The sequence below is a fragment of the Pseudomonas panipatensis genome, assembly GCF_900099785.1.
Classification (GTDB): Bacteria; Pseudomonadota; Gammaproteobacteria; order Pseudomonadales; family Pseudomonadaceae; genus Pseudomonas; species Pseudomonas panipatensis.
The window spans coordinates 330,433-347,527 of record NZ_FNDS01000007.1; the positions used below are offsets into that span (position 1 = coordinate 330,433).

12 protein-coding genes and 1 tRNA gene are annotated in these 17,095 nt (G+C 57.4%); 2 read left to right on the forward strand and 11 right to left on the reverse strand.

Annotated elements, in window-relative coordinates:
- Positions 1 to 6: 6 nt before the first annotated feature.
- From BLQ74_RS18030 to BLQ74_RS18040, 3 genes are all read right to left on the reverse strand, one after another.
- On the reverse strand, positions 7 to 1,125 hold the full coding sequence (locus BLQ74_RS18030; protein ID WP_090264687.1) for a nucleotide kinase domain-containing protein: 1,119 nt from the start codon (positions 1,123 to 1,125) through the stop codon (positions 7 to 9).
- 789 nt (positions 1,126 to 1,914) lie between these two features.
- Positions 1,915 to 2,688 (reverse strand): dCTP deaminase domain-containing protein, encoded by a 774-nt coding sequence (locus BLQ74_RS18035; protein ID WP_090264689.1) that lies wholly within the window; start codon positions 2,686 to 2,688, stop codon positions 1,915 to 1,917.
- A 1-nt stretch (position 2,689) separates the two neighbouring features.
- The gene (locus BLQ74_RS18040; RefSeq protein WP_139199084.1) at positions 2,690 to 3,295 is read right to left on the reverse strand and encodes a hypothetical protein; all 606 of its coding nucleotides are present in this window, start codon (positions 3,293 to 3,295) and stop codon (positions 2,690 to 2,692) included.
- Positions 3,296 to 3,967: 672 nt separating this feature from the next.
- On the opposite strand from BLQ74_RS18040, the gene BLQ74_RS18045 reads away from it, so the two are divergent.
- Positions 3,968 to 4,150: a DDE-type integrase/transposase/recombinase gene (locus BLQ74_RS18045; RefSeq protein WP_090264694.1), complete on the forward strand. Its 183-nt coding sequence runs from the start codon at positions 3,968 to 3,970 to the stop codon at positions 4,148 to 4,150.
- Between the two features lie 111 nt (positions 4,151 to 4,261).
- Positions 4,262 to 4,468: an IS3 family transposase gene (locus BLQ74_RS28180; protein WP_090264696.1), complete on the forward strand. Its 207-nt coding sequence runs from the start codon at positions 4,262 to 4,264 to the stop codon at positions 4,466 to 4,468.
- A 664-nt stretch (positions 4,469 to 5,132) separates the two neighbouring features.
- On the opposite strand, the gene BLQ74_RS27105 is transcribed toward BLQ74_RS28180, so the two are convergent.
- The 8 genes from BLQ74_RS27105 to dnaG form a co-directional block, all read right to left on the reverse strand.
- Positions 5,133 to 5,546, reverse strand: a complete 414-nt coding sequence (locus BLQ74_RS27105) for a TraK family protein (protein WP_139199085.1) — start codon at positions 5,544 to 5,546, stop codon at positions 5,133 to 5,135.
- 87 nt (positions 5,547 to 5,633) lie between these two features.
- The gene (locus BLQ74_RS27110; protein ID WP_139199086.1) at positions 5,634 to 6,413 is read right to left on the reverse strand and encodes a helix-turn-helix domain-containing protein; all 780 of its coding nucleotides are present in this window, start codon (positions 6,411 to 6,413) and stop codon (positions 5,634 to 5,636) included.
- Positions 6,414 to 6,445: 32 nt separating this feature from the next.
- Positions 6,446 to 6,673: a hypothetical protein gene (locus tag BLQ74_RS18055; RefSeq protein ID WP_090264698.1), complete on the reverse strand. Its 228-nt coding sequence runs from the start codon at positions 6,671 to 6,673 to the stop codon at positions 6,446 to 6,448.
- Positions 6,674 to 7,885: 1,212 nt separating this feature from the next.
- Positions 7,886 to 8,959 (reverse strand): site-specific integrase, encoded by a 1,074-nt coding sequence (locus tag BLQ74_RS18060; protein WP_170842820.1) that lies wholly within the window; start codon positions 8,957 to 8,959, stop codon positions 7,886 to 7,888.
- A 127-nt stretch (positions 8,960 to 9,086) separates the two neighbouring features.
- Positions 9,087 to 9,163: transfer RNA gene (locus BLQ74_RS18065), tRNA-Ile, on the reverse strand.
- 16 nt (positions 9,164 to 9,179) lie between these two features.
- Positions 9,180 to 12,911, reverse strand: a complete 3,732-nt coding sequence (locus BLQ74_RS18070) for an EAL domain-containing protein (protein ID WP_090264702.1) — start codon at positions 12,909 to 12,911, stop codon at positions 9,180 to 9,182.
- 189 nt (positions 12,912 to 13,100) lie between these two features.
- Positions 13,101 to 14,951: an RNA polymerase sigma factor RpoD gene (gene rpoD, locus BLQ74_RS18075; RefSeq protein ID WP_090264704.1), complete on the reverse strand. Its 1,851-nt coding sequence runs from the start codon at positions 14,949 to 14,951 to the stop codon at positions 13,101 to 13,103.
- A gap of 66 nt (positions 14,952 to 15,017) precedes the next feature.
- Positions 15,018 to 17,012 (reverse strand): DNA primase, encoded by a 1,995-nt coding sequence (gene dnaG / locus BLQ74_RS18080; protein WP_090264706.1) that lies wholly within the window; start codon positions 17,010 to 17,012, stop codon positions 15,018 to 15,020.
- Between the last annotated feature and the right edge of the window lie 83 nt (positions 17,013 to 17,095).

A 17,095-nucleotide genomic window follows, 5' to 3' on the forward strand; every position in this document is an offset into this window, starting at 1 on the left:
TATCTATTAAGTTCCTAGGTTAAGATTTGACTGAGCAGGCAATGAGCTCGGCGCTGCCGGGGCGCCTAATAGATCCGCTTCGATCTTCGAGTTTATACCCCATTTGGGAGGGTACCAAGGCCTGTCCAGAGTTCCAGTTGGAGAAAACTTTTGTTTAATTCGAGTGCGGCCAGAAATGCCAGCGACCTCAGGGTGCGCGACTCGTGCATACTTGTCGACTTCACAGAATAGATTTTGGCAGTCGATCAGTTGAAGTCTACGTCCCCATAAAAATTGAAATTTAATGCCGAGGCGTTCAAATTCCTGCTCCTGATTTTCCGCCATCAGTCGTATCAATTGAGCTTCGTTGAGGTTTGCTCTATCAGCAAAGCATTTTCTTAGTCCGTCGAGTGCGCCAGGTCCAGGTACGACGAAGTCCATCTCGGAAAAGTCGGTAACTTCGCTATAGTTAATGTCAGTCACAAATTGATATGCTAGAAAGTTACCAATTGATGGATAGCTTTTGAGTAGCTCGAATGCGCCTTGCATCTTTTTTTGTCGTGAAAGTTGTCCGGCAATGTCATCCTTCATCATGCGTTCCAGCAGACGGAGGTGATTTTGATGCTTGGCTGGATAGCCAAAAGCTGAGCTGCTAGGTGGCATTATGTATGCCGCAGAGTAAATTTTGCCTCCAGCACTCATTGCTTGGCTTAAAATCTTGTCGTAGTGATCAAAGTTATAGTTTTTATAGGTTATTTCACCAAGCGCGTGTTCAAGTAATTTCCATGTTTCAATTTTGTTGAAAAACTTAAAAAGTAAAGTGCGAAAAATTACTTCGAGCGGCGAGTCGGGAAGGTCTTGGCGGTAAATAACATTTCTTATTAAGAACTGGCTAACGCGATCCGAAGCGCGGTATGCATTTGTGAATTTATGGGTGGCAATCACAGGGTCAGCAGTCCACGGGGCAGGCTGTCCCTCTAGTCTTTGACGGAATACACGCTGTCGTTCGGCAGCGAACCGCCAATAGCTGTCGAATACTGGGGTTACCCGTATCGGGTGCAAACATGATGGGGTATGAGATGTATGCAGCGGACTCGTTTGGCCTGCCTCTAAAGATGGTCTGTTTTTCGGGGTTATAGCCTTCACACTTTTTCTCTACAGAGGGGCATTCTTCGGGGTATTTAACCATGGCCGGGTACAGGCTCGAAAATAGATCATTGCTATCTTCGTTGTGCTGGTGGGCCAGTTTATATGGTTCATATTAAGAACCTAGATAAAGGAGGGAGTTGAAATGCAGCTATTACTAATAATATTCGATAGATAGGTGGTGCGTTGTTTGTAACGAACTCGTTTGACGGACTGCGAGCGATGGCCAAAGTTGCTGAGGCTATAGCTGAGTCGACGACACTTCCCTTTCGCATAGTAGCACTCCAATGCTATGAGCACGTAGTGTCTAAAATTATGCCAGTGATGCTTCTCTAAGCTAAACCCCTGCTCTGTTTTTTATGCGTCATAGATTTATGTTATGGTGGAGAGAAGTTGGTATGTATGATCGGTATTATTTTCTTTCCGCTCCTCTCCATACCCAGAGCACAGCAAGAAAAATGGCGTATACAGCAGAAATTGCCCCTATCCATATTAAGATGCTCTTTACGATGAAGCCGAGCTGCTGGACTTCAACTGAGGATTTAATTAATTCTGCGTTGCATTTTCTTAGGATTTCTTGATGCTCTGTTGTGGCGGGTTTAACGATTTCGAGCTGTGTTAAGCACGGGAGAACATCCGCTTGGGTGGGGGAGTAGCGTATAACGAAAAGCATCAAGCACGCTGCGGATATAAGTGTTAAAAAAATTCCAAGACGATGCCAGAATCCAAGCTTTACATATATGTGTATATGCATTATCTATCTCTCGTGCGGTTTGTTTTCTATCGCTGTTAGTTTCCTTTTTGGGGGTTTTGCTCGGGAGGTTGAGCCTGTTGTACAGCAAGAAAATGCGTGCCAGTAAGATCATTTATAGCTTTGAATATTATGTCTCTCATGCCGAAGCCTAAGATTGCAACAAATATCGCAAATATCACAGTCGAGTATCTTGTGACTATTTTGCTTTCAAGGGTTAGAATTTCTTTTTTTAATGCGTCAATTTCGCCTTTTAGTTTTGTTGGAGAGAAAACTTCTCCGGTCATATTTGAAATTAGTTTGCTGTCTAGAGATTTTGGTGGAGATGTGGTCGATTTCTTTTTGTACGCATCACTAGACGCACGGTCAAGTTCTGCGAACCAGATCAGCGCGAAGGCGTCGCCTTTCTCTAAGGTTATGTCTAGCGGGCCTGCGTTATAAACTGAAAACGTTAGTCTTCCGCTCCAGCCTGGGTCTACATGGAAGCCGGATACGTTTATTAGACCTTTGAACTTGTATGTTGCTTTGAAAGATATTAAAGCGAGGGCGTTGTCCGGGACGGAAATTATTTCGTTTGTTAGCAGGAATGCGAACTGTCCCTTGGGGATCACGAACTGAGACTTTTTGTCAGTCAGCTTCTTTTTTACGCCCGTATCTTTACTGTTGTCCGGATCGCTGGGCGTAATATAGACTTCGTCGCCTACAGTAAGAGAAACGGCAGCGCAATCAACTTTTATGTTGTCTGTGCTGCCGTCTTCGTTTTTTACTATGTTTGCCAGCTCTTCACTGAGCTTGTCACCGCTCCAAAACATTTCAGTATCCTGTTTTGTAATTGCCGAGCCGGTTGAAGAAAATGTTTTTCTTCTCAACTGGAACTAGTCGTTCGGCAAATAAAATTTCCAGCTCCTCGTTTGTGAGGCTATAAAGAGCGGTGAGGGAAATCTTGAAAAGCCTCCCGAGGCTCTCTACAAGTGTCTGTCTGAATGGAAAAGGCTCTAGGTGGTCTAGAGATTCTGCGGCTTTGCACATAATCCCGGTTTGTACGGAAAATTCTTTGGAAAATTTACCTAGTCTATCGTTTGGTGATTCGGAGTGTTCCGTTCTAATCAAGTGGTCTGCGAGGCTTTTGACATCGGGGAAGTCTTTTTCTTGTTCGCTTAATGAGATGTCATAGATTCTTGAGTTAAAAATATTTGCCGAAGAGAATAGGATTATCAGGCAATCAACTATGGTTCTCTTAAATTCGGTTTCGTCGTTTTCGAAGGCGGCAACTGAAAGCTTTGCGCTATATTTTGCCAAATGCAAAGTCATGTGCGTGATTCGCTGCTGGACATTTAAAAGCCAGATATCCTTATGATACTTTTCGTCATGCTGCAGCTGCTTCCACTGAAGCTCTTCAAGTTGACTGAAAAGTGACATGGTCGCCCCCCAACGCGAATGGTCTTGGAGCCCCTTGGTAGGAGCTATTTGGGCGTCAGTATACCTCCACTTCAGAGTCTTTGGCGTATCGATCTCATCCAGATCTGGAGCCGATTGGTCTGTCCTGGGCTGAGTGGATACTGACTTAAGGTGGAAAATGTCCACAGCAAGGAGTGTTCATGATCCAGAGCAGACGACGCCTCCCCGATCCCTTCAAACGCGAGGCGGTAGATTAGGTGCTCGCCGGTACGCCGCTTGGTCATGTGGCTGAGACCCTCGGCATCGCTGAAAGCCTGCCGGGAAAATGGACGCGCCAGTAGGAGCAGCAAGGTGGCGTGCCTATCCGGGCAATGGCAAGCAGCGTCGTGAGAGCGCAGAACTGCGTCAGCAACTGTCCCAGGTCACCATAGGGCGCGACGTAAAAAGCACTCGCCATCTTGTCACCGCCCACGAAGTGAGGTTTCGCGCCATCGAGGCGTTGGCCGGTCACTATCCCGTAGCGCCGATGTGCCGGCTGTTGCAGGTATTGCGCAGCGGTTTCTATGCCTGGCGGCAGCGGTCGTCACGCTCTACCGATTGCCCCCGAGTCACCTGGATCGCCGGCTCGCCTCGGATCGTGCCAATCGGCACTGAGTCTCGAACATGACCTCAGTGCGGACGGCTCAAGGCTAGTTGTATCTGGCCGTCGTGCTCAATCTCTATTCTCGCGCCGTTGTTGGTTGGGCGATGCACCGCCGCATGCAGCAGGCTCTGCAACACGCCACGCTGGAGATGGCTGTGGCACGCCAACAGCCACAAGAAGAGGTGCTGCTGTATTCGAATCGTGGCAGCCAATACCGCGCGTACGACTACTAGGCTCTGCTGCGACGACATCGGATCGTGCCCAGCCATTCGCGTCCGGGGAACTGCCGGGACAACGCCGCGCTGGAGAGCTTCTTCCGTTCGCTGAAGACCGAGCGGGTATAGCTGACGCGCTTTGCCGGCTATCAGGAGGCGAAAACCGACCTGTTCGGCTACATCCGCTTTTACAATCATCGCCGTCGCCACTCGACGTTGGGCTATCTCAGTCCGGTGGAGTTTGAGCCGAAAAATGCATGCAGTAGCTCTAAACTACCTGTCCACCAGTTCAGGGACAGACCAGCAGGGACCCTATACGCACGTCTACAGCTTTGATCGCGTGAGCTTGTCAGGTGTTTACCTAGGGCCGTGAAGCATGGGCTTGTTCAAATCAGCTGAGCTATGGGCTTGCCTTCTCCTTGCGAGCTCCTGCCGCATCAGCTTGCTGGCCCGCTCCATTTCCGCTTTCAGATCTTCGAGCTCAACATCGCTTAGCAAGCGTGGCTTCTCTGTGTGTCGTGCTGAATTCATATCTGTGATACCGCCTAGCGTTTGTTCTGCAAATTTAAGGCAATCCGATGAAGAATTTTAGCCGCTAAAATTCTCATGCCCGGCTACATGCTGCCCGCAACAAAAGCATCCAGCTCTCTCTGCCCTACAAAGGCTTCAATTTGCGCTTTACCTCCAGGAGAGCGTGGTTCGCCCCTTTCCCAGATGGTTCTTTCTTGCAAGTTCTCCCCCCTTCATCACTGGCGGTAGCCAATGCCCTCAGGGGCAAGACTCCCGTTGAGCGCGTAGTGCAAATAAGGGCCAGTGAAGTAGGTTCGCCCGCTAGCGGGTGGGCCTACTTCACCTGTCTTGCCCCGCATTTCATAGCAATTGTAGGCCTACAAAGAGCGATTGCTGATTGCCATTCTGGCGATCAGCAATCGTTGAACACCAAATGTACGATAATTGAACAGAATTTTTGGGGTTTGAACGCCAGGGTTGGGTTTGAATCTCATGGTAATTGCTTTTTGGAGGATTTGGCTTTGAACACAAAAGCGGCGTCATCAGCTTTGGGCTGGGCGTGAGGTGCAGACGCTTCCTTTGTCCGGTCGTCGATAGCGTTAGCTGATGTCGGACTATCGATCAGTTGGCGCGCGTATCTCCGGAAGGCTTGGTAGGTGAATGAGACGCGGTTTTCGTCGAATAAGGTTTTCCAGATGGCCAATAGCGACCAGCCTTCCGTGTACGCCTGCTGGATCTCCAATCGCAGAGAAAGAAATACGCTGCGATTACGTGCCGCGACGCTGGCATTTGGTTTTCGAAGGACGCGCTCGGCAACGCGTTCAGAAAGACTCTTGGTTTGGGGCGTCTGTTGCTTGAGTGGTGTCGCTACGTCGTTGCGCGTCGTCGTTGTGTTGATTGACATATCCGTTCCTTGAGCGCAGTTGGCGCCGCTGGGGCAGAGGGGCCTTTCTAGCCTTGGCCATTGCAAATCATTAAGCGCGGGGCACCGTCAATTACGGCGCTTGGGTCCGCTTTGCCTCTTGAGTAGCTCCAGTAATTCTCGAAGGGTTTGGCGGCCTATACGATCCTCCTGCTCGCTATGGCGATTTCGCGTGCCGGCAGTCGTGCTTAGCTTTCGCTGTCGTTCCTTGGCGTTGGAAACAAATCTGCCTTGCTGAGCTACTTCCACCAATTTTCGAAGTAGTCCTATGGGGTTTCGGACGCGGCCTGCCGAAATCAGGGCGGCAACCTCATCGAGGACGAGTTGCCGCTGCTCTGCAGGGCATTGACGGATCAGCTTCTGAGCTGCAAGCCGATTGGTGCCGGATAACCCATCGGGAAATACGAGCGGCGGGGCCTTCTCGTTTTGCGCTGTTGTAGATTCTTTTATGGTTCCTAATGGTTGGGCTGACGCAGGCGTCACCCTTTTGCTACCTCTGTTGTCATCCTTTTGGGCCTGGTGCGTCAGGGTTTCGTCTGCTTTTGGAAGAAAGGGTGACAAGTTGTCAGGGTTAGTTATCCACAGGGGGTTGACCCTATACTCTGTGGCAAATCCGCGCCCCCCATTACCGTTCCGAACCGTGAGTAGCCATCCCCGTTCACGCATCTGGGCAAGATACCGGCGAACGTTGCGCTCGCTTTGACGAGTCTTCTTTGCGATGTACGCGACGCTGGGACGGATGTTGGTGCCGTCATCGTGTGCGTGGTCGGCATAGGCTAGTGCTGTAAGCAGCTCGCAGCCGCTCGCAGGGTAGTGCTCCCACACAAGGCTTGAGATTTTTATGCTCATGATCAAGACGCTTCTAAATAGGGGCTGATGGGTTAGTCGATGATTCCTTCGTCGATCAATCTCGCTATATCCGCCGTCCGAAATAGCACCCGGCGTCCCCATTTCCTCTTGGCGGCATTGATGCTGCGAGCCCACTCGGTTCTGTTGTCAGAGAGCGTAATGCGCAGAGCTTCCGGGCTGCGATGCATGACTTCGCCAAGCTGCTCGTAGGTCATCAAGATCCCGCATTGCTCGGTCAGAATTTCTTGAGTTGTGGACATGTTGGTACTCCTTGGTTCAGTTACGGATAATCCTAGGAGCATCAGTTAGTCTGTTTTAAGAGCTAAAATTTGCCACTTGAAATATCGTTAAGTCCCCGTTTCTACTGGACTTCAGCGATTTTTCGTCGTTTTTATGAATTTAGCGTCCGGGGATTTTTTAGCATGCATGCCGAAGGCATTCAGCGGCAGTTGGAAGAGATTGAGTTTGTCCTCTGCATGAGGTACCGGTGGTTGCGTGTGCCGGCATGGCGCCCGCTTGTGGCTGATATTGCACGGCAGGCAGCAACTGAGGCTTTGAAGCCAATTATTTTCAGGCAAGTTCTCAGGAGGCATACGAGTCGAGTTTTAGAGGGCATAGAGCGTTGCTCTGATATTGCAGATCGCCAGCGGCTGATTGACGGGTTGTGCTCAGTTCTTGTGTTCTTGAATGGGCGGAAGCTGAGTTGGGAATCCTTCAGCGAGTTGGGCCACTCTTTGAGCCTCAGCCCGGCGTCACCAGATCTGCTAGTTTCTCTCGGCCAGCTAATGAGCTTGGCTGAAGCTATCAACGTGGTTTTGGGGTATGCCAACGACCCCCCACGTCCTCGCTTTTGCGCGATGTGCTGGCGATTCGTTTTGAGTGGGGAGAAATACTGCAGGACGCATCGTGTCCCTGTCAGTGGTACCGGTTGGCAGGGGAGGCAAGGCCATGACAGCTACTGGTCCGGCCGAAAGCTACTACCGCAGTTCAACGACGGTATCCGTAAGCTCTCCAGTCAAGCAAGAAAGGAGCAGTTGCGATCACACTGGAAGGAGGTCGTCGAGGCTGCTCAGATCGTTCCATGGCTTGAACGCCATAGGCCTCTGGTTTGGCAGTTTGTGATGGGGCATTTAGCGAACCTGGAAGGGGGCGCTGTACTGCCAGTCATCATCCAAGCGTTAGATGAGCACAACCTGGAGGTTGGGGCTCTGCGCGAACAGAGAGCGGCTTTCCATCGCTCACTTTTGGATGACCGGAAGGCCGCTTTTGATCTTCTGCTTCGAGCCGAAGCATGGCTTGGCGCCGCTGCGGAGCGTCGAGCTGGATGGGGCGGGGGGAGGGAGGGGGCCGGGAGGCCCCGGAAGGCTACCAACTCAGCGCTGTAGCTATAGGGGCAGGAGCATAGAGTTCTAGCCAATGGATGCCGATGCTCGAGGTCTCAGCGGGCTAGGCGAATCAGTATGGCGTGCCGCTCAAGGCGTATTACGCTGACGTTCTAGCTTGTCCAGCTTGCCGACAAGATCCTCTGCCCGCAGGTGTGTGTAACGCTTGAGCATCTGCATTGATTTGTGGCCGCTAATAGCAGAGACCTCCTGGTCGGATAGGCCCCCCTCGACCAGTCGACTGACTGCCTCGTGGCGCAGGTCGTGGAAGCGCAGATCAGGCATGCCGAGATTCTTCTTCAGCAGTCCCCAGGTTTTGGTGAATGCATACGGGCGGCGCTTCTCGTCTTTCCCTGGCTCGCCAAAGAACACCAAGTTGCAATCCTTGGGGCGAATGGGATTTGCCAGCGCGGCCTTGAAGGCCTCGGTTGCCAGCTTGGAAAGGGGGACGGTACGTGCACTGTCGTTCTTGGTGTCTGCGAGGCGCACTACGCGCTTTTTAAGGTCGACCTGGTGGCAGCGCAGGCCGGTGATCTCCGACGAGCGCATGCCCGTTTCAAGAGCAATGCGGACGATCCAGCCCAGCATTGGGTTGCTGTGATTGTTCACGGCTGCGAGCAGACGTCTTTCCTCATCTGCGGAAAGGCGACGATCACGGCCGTCTCCTGGGCTGGGCTTGCGGATATTCAATACCGGATTGAAAGTCAGACCCAGCCCCCACTCCTGGATAGCGACGGTGAAGAGGTGGCTGAGCAGAGCGAGTTCAAGCCGCACGGTGTTGTTGCTGGTGAGGACGCCGCGCTTGCTCAGGGTGCCGAGTCGTGTGTCGCGGTAGTTGGCGATGATCTCGGAGGAGAGGGCGGCCAGCGAGTATTTACCCAGGTGTTGGGTCAGCTGCATCGCCTTTGTGGCTTCGGCCTTGCGCGTAGTCGGCTTCTTACTCGGCGTCACCTCGGCCAAGTAGCGCTCCAGAGCCTTTTCCAGCGTCAGACGCTCGGAGCCGCTCCGTTGGATATATACGCCGCGCACCATTTCGTCTTCGGTGCGACGTGCCCAATCTTCGGCGTCACGCTTGGTGCGGAAGGTTTTGGCATTGGTCGGCCAGCCGGTTTTGCGTACTACGGCTTTCCAGGTACCGGCAGGGGTTTTGACGATTGTGGCCATCTGAAAGGACTCCAAAGGCAGGCTGGCGTACCAGCACTGTACCGATTTTGTACCTTTGGACCAAAGGACTGATCCTGACGCCACTACCGGAAAGAGGGCAAAGCCGCGCAGTGCGCGGCTTTGAAGGTGGTGGGCCCACACGGACTCGAACCGTGGACCAAAGGATTATGAGTCCTCTGCTCTAACCGACTGAGCTATAGGCCCCCAGAAGGCCGGCGGATTATACCGGCGTGCTGCGTGGTGCGCCAATTGGATGCAGTGGCGTGAGGAAGCGGCTGGCGAACTGGTCGGCGGGCAGGGGGGCGCTGAGGGCGTAGCCCTGGACCTGGTCGCAGCCTTCTCCGGCGAGGAAGCGGGCTTGTTCTTCGCGCTCCACGCCTTCGGCGATGACGGTCAGGTTCATGCTGCGGCCGAGGGCGATGATGGCGCGGGTGATGGCGGCGTCGTGGGGGTCGTCCGGCAGGCCGTGGATGAAGGACTGGTCGATCTTGAGGATGTCCAGCGGCAGTTGCTTGAGGTAGCTGAGCGAGGAGTAGCCGGTGCCGAAGTCGTCGATCGCCAGTTGCAGGCCAAGGCGCTTGAGAGCGTGCAGGGTGGCCACGGCTTCTTCGGTCTGGCGCATCAGGAAGTTCTCGGTGATTTCCAGTTGCAGGCGCGGTGCATACAGGTTGTAGCGCTGCAGCAGTTGGTGGACCTGTTCCACCAGGTTGGCCTGGTGCAGTTGCGCGCCGGCGAGGTTGACCGACAGTGGGCCGAAGGCGGCGTGGCTTTGCTGCCAGCGGCTCATTTGCTGGCAGGCTTCTTCGAGCACCCAGGCGCCCAGCGGCAGGATCAGCCCGGTTTCTTCGGCCAGGGGGATGAAGCGGTCCGGCGGGATGATGCCGTATTGCGGATGGTGCCAGCGGATCAGTGCTTCCGCGCCGACCAGTTCGCCGCTCGCCAGGGCCTGCTTGGGCTGGTAGTAGAGCTGCATCTGGTGGGTTTCCAGGGCGCGGCGCAGTTCGTGTTCCAGGGCCATGCGTTCGGTGGCTTGGGAAGTCAGTTCATGGGTGTAGTACTCGACACGGTTGCGGCCTTTGGCCTTGGCCCGGTACATGGCGGCGTCGGCGTTCTTGACCAGGGTGGCGACGTCCTGGCCGTCGCTGGGGAACAGGCTGATGCCGATGCTGGCGCTGGCGAAGAATTCCTGGTCGCCGGTATCGAAGGGTTTGCCGAAGCATTGCAGCAGTTTGTTCGCCACGTGGCCGGCGTCCTGCGGCTGGTGCAGGCCGGGCAGGAGGATGATGAATTCGTCACCGCCCAGGCGCGCCACGGTGTCGATGTCGCGCAGTTGCTCGCGCAGGCGTTGGGCGATGGACTTCAGCAGCAGGTCACCGACCGGGTGGCCGAGGCTGTCGTTGATGTGTTTGAAGCGGTCGAGGTCGAGGAACAGCACGGCGCCTTGCAGGTGTTCTTCTTCGGCGTCCTTGAGGGCGCTGGTCAGGCGGCTTTCGAAGAGCAGGCGATTGGGCAGGCCGGTGAGCGGGTCGTGGTGGGCTTGGTAGTCCAGGCGTGCCTGGGCGTACTTGAGTGTCGAGATGTCGGCGAACACGCCGACGAAGTGGCTGATCTCGCCAGCGCCATCGCGCACGGCGCTGATGGTCAGCCACTCCGGGTACAGCTCGCCGCTCTTGCGCCGGTTCCAGATTTCGCCCTGCCAGTGGCCGTCGGCGGTCAGGTGGTGCCACATGGCGAGGTAGAAGCTGCTGTCGTGCTGCCCCGAGGAGAGCAGGCGCGGCGATTGGCCGAGCACTTCGTCTTCGCCATAGCCGGTGATTTCGCTGAAGGCGCGGTTGACCGCGATGATGCGTTGTGCGGCGTCGGTGATCATCACGCCTTCGGCGGTGCTCTCGAAGACGGTGGCGGCCAGGGTGAGCTTTTCCTGCATCTGCTGGCGTTCGGTGATGTCGCGGGCGATGGTCAGCAGGCAGTCGTCGCCGCCGATGACGATGTGGTGCGCCGACAGTTCGCAAAGTCGCGCGGCGCCGTTGCGGTTGCGGATGAAGGCGGAGAAGTCCTGCACGGTGTCGGTCTGGCTGATCTTCTGCAGCAGCCGTTGGCGGTCGTCCGGGTTGACCCACAGCCCCAGTTCCAGGGTCGAGCTGTCGGCGACTTCGTCGCGGTCGTAGCCGGTGATGCGGGTGAAGCCTTCGTTGACTTCCAGCAGCCGGCCGTCGCTGATGCGGGTGATCAGCAGGCCATCGGGAGAGGCGTGGAAGGCCTTGGCGAATTTTTCCTCGGAGGCGCGCAGTTGTTCTTGGGTTTGCTTGAGCTGCGAGATGTTGCGCACCACCACGACCAGCGCCGGGGTGTCGTCGAGGATGATGTGTTGCGCCGAGAGCAGGCCGGTGAAGCGGCTGCCGTCGCGGCGTTGCAGGGTGGTCTCGATGTTGTCGAGGTTCTCGCCCTGCAGGCGCGCGAGCATGTGCGGCCCGGTGCCGGATTCGCCCCAGATGTGCAGTTCGGTGGCGGTTCGCCCGAGCGCTTCGTTGGCGGGGATGCCGATCTGCTGCTCGAAGGTGCTGTTCACCGCCAGCAGGCTGCCATCTTCGAGGCAGGCGAGGACGATGATGTCCGGGCAGTGGTGGAACACCGAGGCGAATTTCTGCTCGGACAGGCGCAGCGCTTGTTCGGTGCGCTTGGCTTCGGTGATGTCGATCATCAGGCCGCGCAGGATCAGTTCATCGCCGTGCTTGATGAGGGTGATGATGTCGCGTATCCACACTACCCGGCCGTCGGCGGCGAGCATGCGGTAGTCCATGCTGTGGTTACGCCCTGCCTGGCTTTCCGAGAGGCAGTAGTTGATGGCCGTCTCGGCGTCGTCCGGGTACAGCGTGCGTTGCCAGAAGCCGGGCTCCAGCCATTCGCTGAGGGGGTAGCCGAGCAGTGCCTGGGCGTGCGGCGAGACGTAGGTGAAGCGGTTTTCCGCGAGGCGCATTTCCCAGGCGATGGCGGCCAGGCTCTCGACCAGGCCGCGGAAGTGCTGCGCGCTGTCGCGCAGGGCCTGTTCGAGCTTTTCACGGCGGCGCATTTCTCGGCGCAGACGGCGGTTCATGGCGGCCAGGATGGCGACCACGGCGATGCTCAGCAGCAACACTGGCAGGCCCATGCGGATGGCTTGCTGCCACTTCAGGTGGTTTTCCAGCAGGCTGCCGACCCAGGGCGTCTGCAGGGCTTCTATTTCAGCGCTGCTCAGGTCGGCGAAGACTTTGTCGAGAATCTCCACCAGCATCGCTTCACTGCGCGGCGCGGCCATGGCCAGTTGGAAGCGATAAGGCGTTTCACCAGTGATCTGCACGCCTTCCAGCTTGAGCTGGCGCAGGCTCCAGACGCTGGAGGGGAGGTCGCCGACGAAGGCGTCGACCTGGCCGATGGCCAGCGCTTGCAGGGCGGCGGTGACGCTGGGCAGTGGTTGCAGGTTGAGGTCTGGATGATTGGTGTTCAGCAGCGCTTGCGGGGCGTAGTGGTCGACCACGGCCACCTTGAGGCCGTAGAGCTGCTCCAGGCTGCTGGGCATCGCACCGTCTTTGCGCCCAAGAATGACGATCGGGAAATCCAGGTAGGGGCGAGTGAAGCTCAGGTACTCGGTGCGTTCCGGCGTGGCCATGATGCCGGGGAGCAGGTCGACTTCGCCGCGCCTGGCCTGATCCAGCAGTTGGTTCCAGTCATTCGTTTGGGTTGGCAGCACTTCGATGTGCAGACGGTCGCGGATGACCTGTACATAGTCGGCTGCGAGGCCTTGGTAGCGGCCTTGGTCGTCGCGGAATTCAAAGGGGGACCAGGCGGCATTGACGCCCAGTCGCAACTGCGGATGTTGTTGCAGCCAGGCCTGCTCGTCCGCTGTCAGGGTGAGCGCGCCCGCCAGGGGAGGCCAGAATGCCAAGCACAACAGGACAGCCAGCAGACGCGGCATGGGGGGCCTCGATCCAAGGGAATATGGCGAAGTGTAGTCGTGCCGTTGGTCAGTCAGAAACCCCTGATAATCAAGTGTGAGCGGTCAATGTATGGCTTTTTGCCGCCAGGCGCCCGGGGCGGTGATTCGCGCGGTGGAAATGTGGCGGGGGCAGAAAGAAAAACCCCCGGCTGGGCCGGGGGTTTTCTATCACTCGTCGAGGAAGGAGCGCAGGTGCTCGCTTCGCGACGGGTGGCGTAGCTTGCGCAGCGCCTTGGCTTCGATCTGGCGGATACGCTCACGGGTTACATCGAACTGCTTGCCGACTTCCTCGAGGGTGTGGTCGGTATTCATGTCGATGCCGAAGCGCATGCGCAGCACCTTGGCTTCGCGAGCGGTGAGGCCGGCGAGGACTTCGCGGGTGGCTTCCTTGAGGCTCTCGCTGGTCGCCACTTCGATCGGCGACTGCATGGTGGAGTCCTCGATGAAGTCGCCCAGGTGCGAATCTTCGTCGTCACCGATCGGCGTTTCCATGGAGATCGGTTCCTTGGCGATCTTCAGGACCTTGCGGATCTTGTCTTCCGGCATGTCCATGCGTTCGCCCAGCTCTTCCGGGGTCGGTTCGCGGCCCATCTCCTGCAGCATCTGGCGGGAGATGCGGTTGAGCTTGTTGATGGTCTCGATCATGTGCACCGGGATACGGATGGTGCGCGCCTGGTCGGCGATCGAGCGGGTGATCGCCTGGCGGATCCACCAGGTGGCGTAGGTCGAGAACTTGTAGCCGCGGCGGTATTCGAACTTGTCCACCGCCTTCATCAGGCCGATGTTGCCTTCCTGGATCAGGTCGAGGAACTGCAGGCCGCGGTTGGTGTACTTCTTGGCGATGGAGATCACCAGGCGCAGGTTCGCCTCGACCATCTCTTTCTTCGCCCGGCGGGCCTTGGCCTCACCGATGGACATCGAACGGTTGACGTCCTTGATGTCGGCAACCTTCAGCTCCACTTCGCTTTCCAGCGCGGAGAGCTTCTGCTGGTTGCGCAGTACGTCGGCTTTGACGCGCTCCAGCGCTTCGGCGTACTTCGGCTTGCCTTTGAGTACGCTGTCGAGCCAGGCTTCGTCGGTTTCGTTGCCCGGGAACAGGCGCAGGAAATCGGCACGCGGCATGCGCGCGTCACGCACGCACAGTTGCATGATGGCGCGTTCTTGCTGACGCACGCGGTCCAGCGCGTCGCGCACACGGGCGACCAGGGCGTCGAACTGCTTGGGCACCAGCTTGATCGGCATGAACAGCTCGGCCAGGGCGAGCAGTTCCTCGCTGGCCTGGGCGCTGCCGCGACCATGCTTCTTCAGCGCTTTCTTGGCCTTTTCCAGCTGTTCGGCTACGGCGCCGAAGCGGCGTGCGGCTTCTTCCGGGTCGGGACCGCCGTCGCCTTCTTCCTCTTCGCTATCGCCGTCGCCTTCCTCGTCCTCGTCGTCCTTTTCCTTGGCGTCGGTGCTGTCGTCTTTCAGGTCGACCGGCTCGACTTCCTCGGCGGGCAAGGTGCCGTCGTCGGCATCGATATAGCCACTGAGAACGTCAGACAAACGGCCGCCTTCGCTGACGACACGGTTGTATTCGTCGAGGATGCCGTCCACCGCGCCAGGGAACTGGGCGATGGCGCTCATGACTTCGCGGATGCCTTCCTCGATGCGTTTGGCGATCTCGATCTCGCCTTCGCGGGTCAGCAGTTCCACGGTACCCATTTCACGCATGTACATGCGCACCGGGTCGGTGGTGCGGCCGACATCGCTCTCCACCGCGGCCAGGGCGGCGGCGGCTTCTTCGGCGGCGGCTTCATCGGTATCCGTCTCGGCCAGCAACAGGGCATCCGCATCCGGAGCTGTCTCGAATACGTTGATCCCCATGTCGTTGATCATGCGGATGATGTCTTCTACCTGTTCCGGATCGGAAATATCCTCCGGTAGGTGGTCGTTGACCTCCGCGTAAGTCAGGTAACCCTGCTCACGACCACGGCTGATCAACTCTTTGAGACGAGATTGCTGTTGCGCTTTTCCGGACATAACACCCTATCCACTGAAGGTCTTGGCGGGCAAAAACAAGCTGACCATTATAGCCGAGAGATGACCTCAAGCGCCAGATGAGGTCGGGGCGACGGGGGAATCGGGACGACTGAGGAGTTCGCGCAGTCGATCTTTTTCCTCTGCGCTGAGTTCGCTTTGGCGTGCCTTGCGGAGCAGTTGTTCGAGGCTGCGCTCGCGTTGGCTTGCCGCCAACCTAGTTATAGTGTCGAAAAACTGTTGTTCAAGGTTGTCCGCTGAAATCAGCCATTCCTTTTCCGCCAGGGCGCGCAGCAGGCGGCCCTGTTCGGTGCCGTGCCAGCGTGCGATCAGTTGCATCGAACGCTGCCGCGGGTTCTTCTGCAGCGCTTCGAGCAGCGCCACGAGCAATTGCGAGTAGGTTTGGTCTTCGCCGGCGAAATGGCTGGCATCTTCGACCTTCTGCGCCAGTTGCGGGTGGTGCAGAAGGGTGCGCAGGGCGGTCAGGGTTGGCGACTCCACGCTGATTTCGGTGCGTGGCTGGCGGGGCACGAAATCACCGCGCTTGCCGCCCTTGCCATTCCACTTTTTGCCGTCGCCGTTCCAGGCTTTCTTCTCTTTCCAGGGGCCTTTGGCGCCGGTGAATTCCTGCGGTGCCTCGAAGTAGCCGGCGCTGTCCGCGGATGGCATCTCGGTGTATTCGGAGAAGTGTCCGACGTCGTAATCGGTGTATTCGTGCGCATGGTTGTCGGACTTGGTGGCATGCCCGCCGTTCGTCGGCCGGGGCGCGCTCAGTTGGTTGAGCGCTTCGCCGCTCAGTCCGGTGATCTCGCCCAGGCGCTGGCGCATCAAGAGGCGCAGGGTATTGCCGGGAATCTTTTCCAGTAGCGGGCTGGCCAGGGTTGCCAGGTGCGCCTTGCCCTCCAGGGTGCTGGGGTCGGCTTCCTGTTTGAGCTGCTGGAAGAAATAGTCGGCCAGCGGTTGTGCCTGTTGTACCAGGCGGGCGCGGAAGGCGTCCGGTCCTTCGGCGCGGACCAGGCTGTCCGGGTCTTCGCCTTCGGGAAGGAACAGGAAGCGCACCTTGCGTCCGTCCTGCAGGTTCGGCAGTGCCGACTCCAGTGCGCGCCAGGCTGCATTGCGCCCGGCCTGGTCGCCGTCGAAGCAGAACAGGATATTCGGAACCAGGCGGAACAGGCGTTTGATGTGTTCTTCGCTGGTGGCGGTGCCGAGGGTGGCCACGGCGTTGCGGATGCCCTGTTGCGCCAGGGCGATCACGTCCATGTAGCCTTCCACCACCATGATTTCGTCGAGGTCGCGGTTGTTCTTGCGTGCCTCGAACAGCCCGTAGAGTTCCTGGCCTTTATGGAAGACCGGGGTTTCCGGGGAGTTCAGGTACTTCGGCTTGTCGTCGCCCAGCACCCGGCCGCCGAAGGCGATCACTCGGCCGCGACTGTCGCGGATGGGGAAGATCACCCGGTCGCGGAAGCGGTCGTAGCGCTTGCCGCTGTCGGGGTTTTCCACCAGCAGACCGGCATCGAGCATGGCCTTGATCTGCAGGTTGTCGCCACCCAGGTGCTTGAGCAGGTTGTCCCAGCCGGGAGGGGCGAAGCCGAGGCCGAAGTCGCGGGCGATCTCCCCGGTCAGGCCGCGTCCTTTGAGGTACTCGACGGCGGCTTTGCGTGCTGGATGGCTTTTCAGCGCCTGCCGGTAATAGTCGGCGGCGGCGGTGAGCAGGGGGTAGAGCGGCGAGTCGGTTGGCTGTCGCGGTTTGCCGCGTCGACCGTCCTCGCGGGGAATGTCCATGCCGGCGCGCTTGGCCAGTTCCTCGACGGCCTGGGGGAAGTCCAGGTTGTCGTGGTCCATGATGAAGCCAAGGGCGTTGCCGCCGGCGCCGCAGCCGAAGCAGTAGTAGAACTGCTTGTCCGGACTGACGGTGAAGGAGGGGGTCTTTTCCTTGTGAAACGGGCAGCAGGCGCTGTAGTTCTTGCCGGTCTTCTTCAGTTGGATGCGCGAACTCACCACATCGAGAATATCGGTGCGGTTGAGCAGGTCATCGATGAAGGATTGCGGGATCAGGCCGGCCATAGACTGTTCGGGACGCAGGATGGACCCAAGCATACTCTCCGGCACTGGCGCCGGGCGCTGCTTTTCATGGGGGCATAAAAACA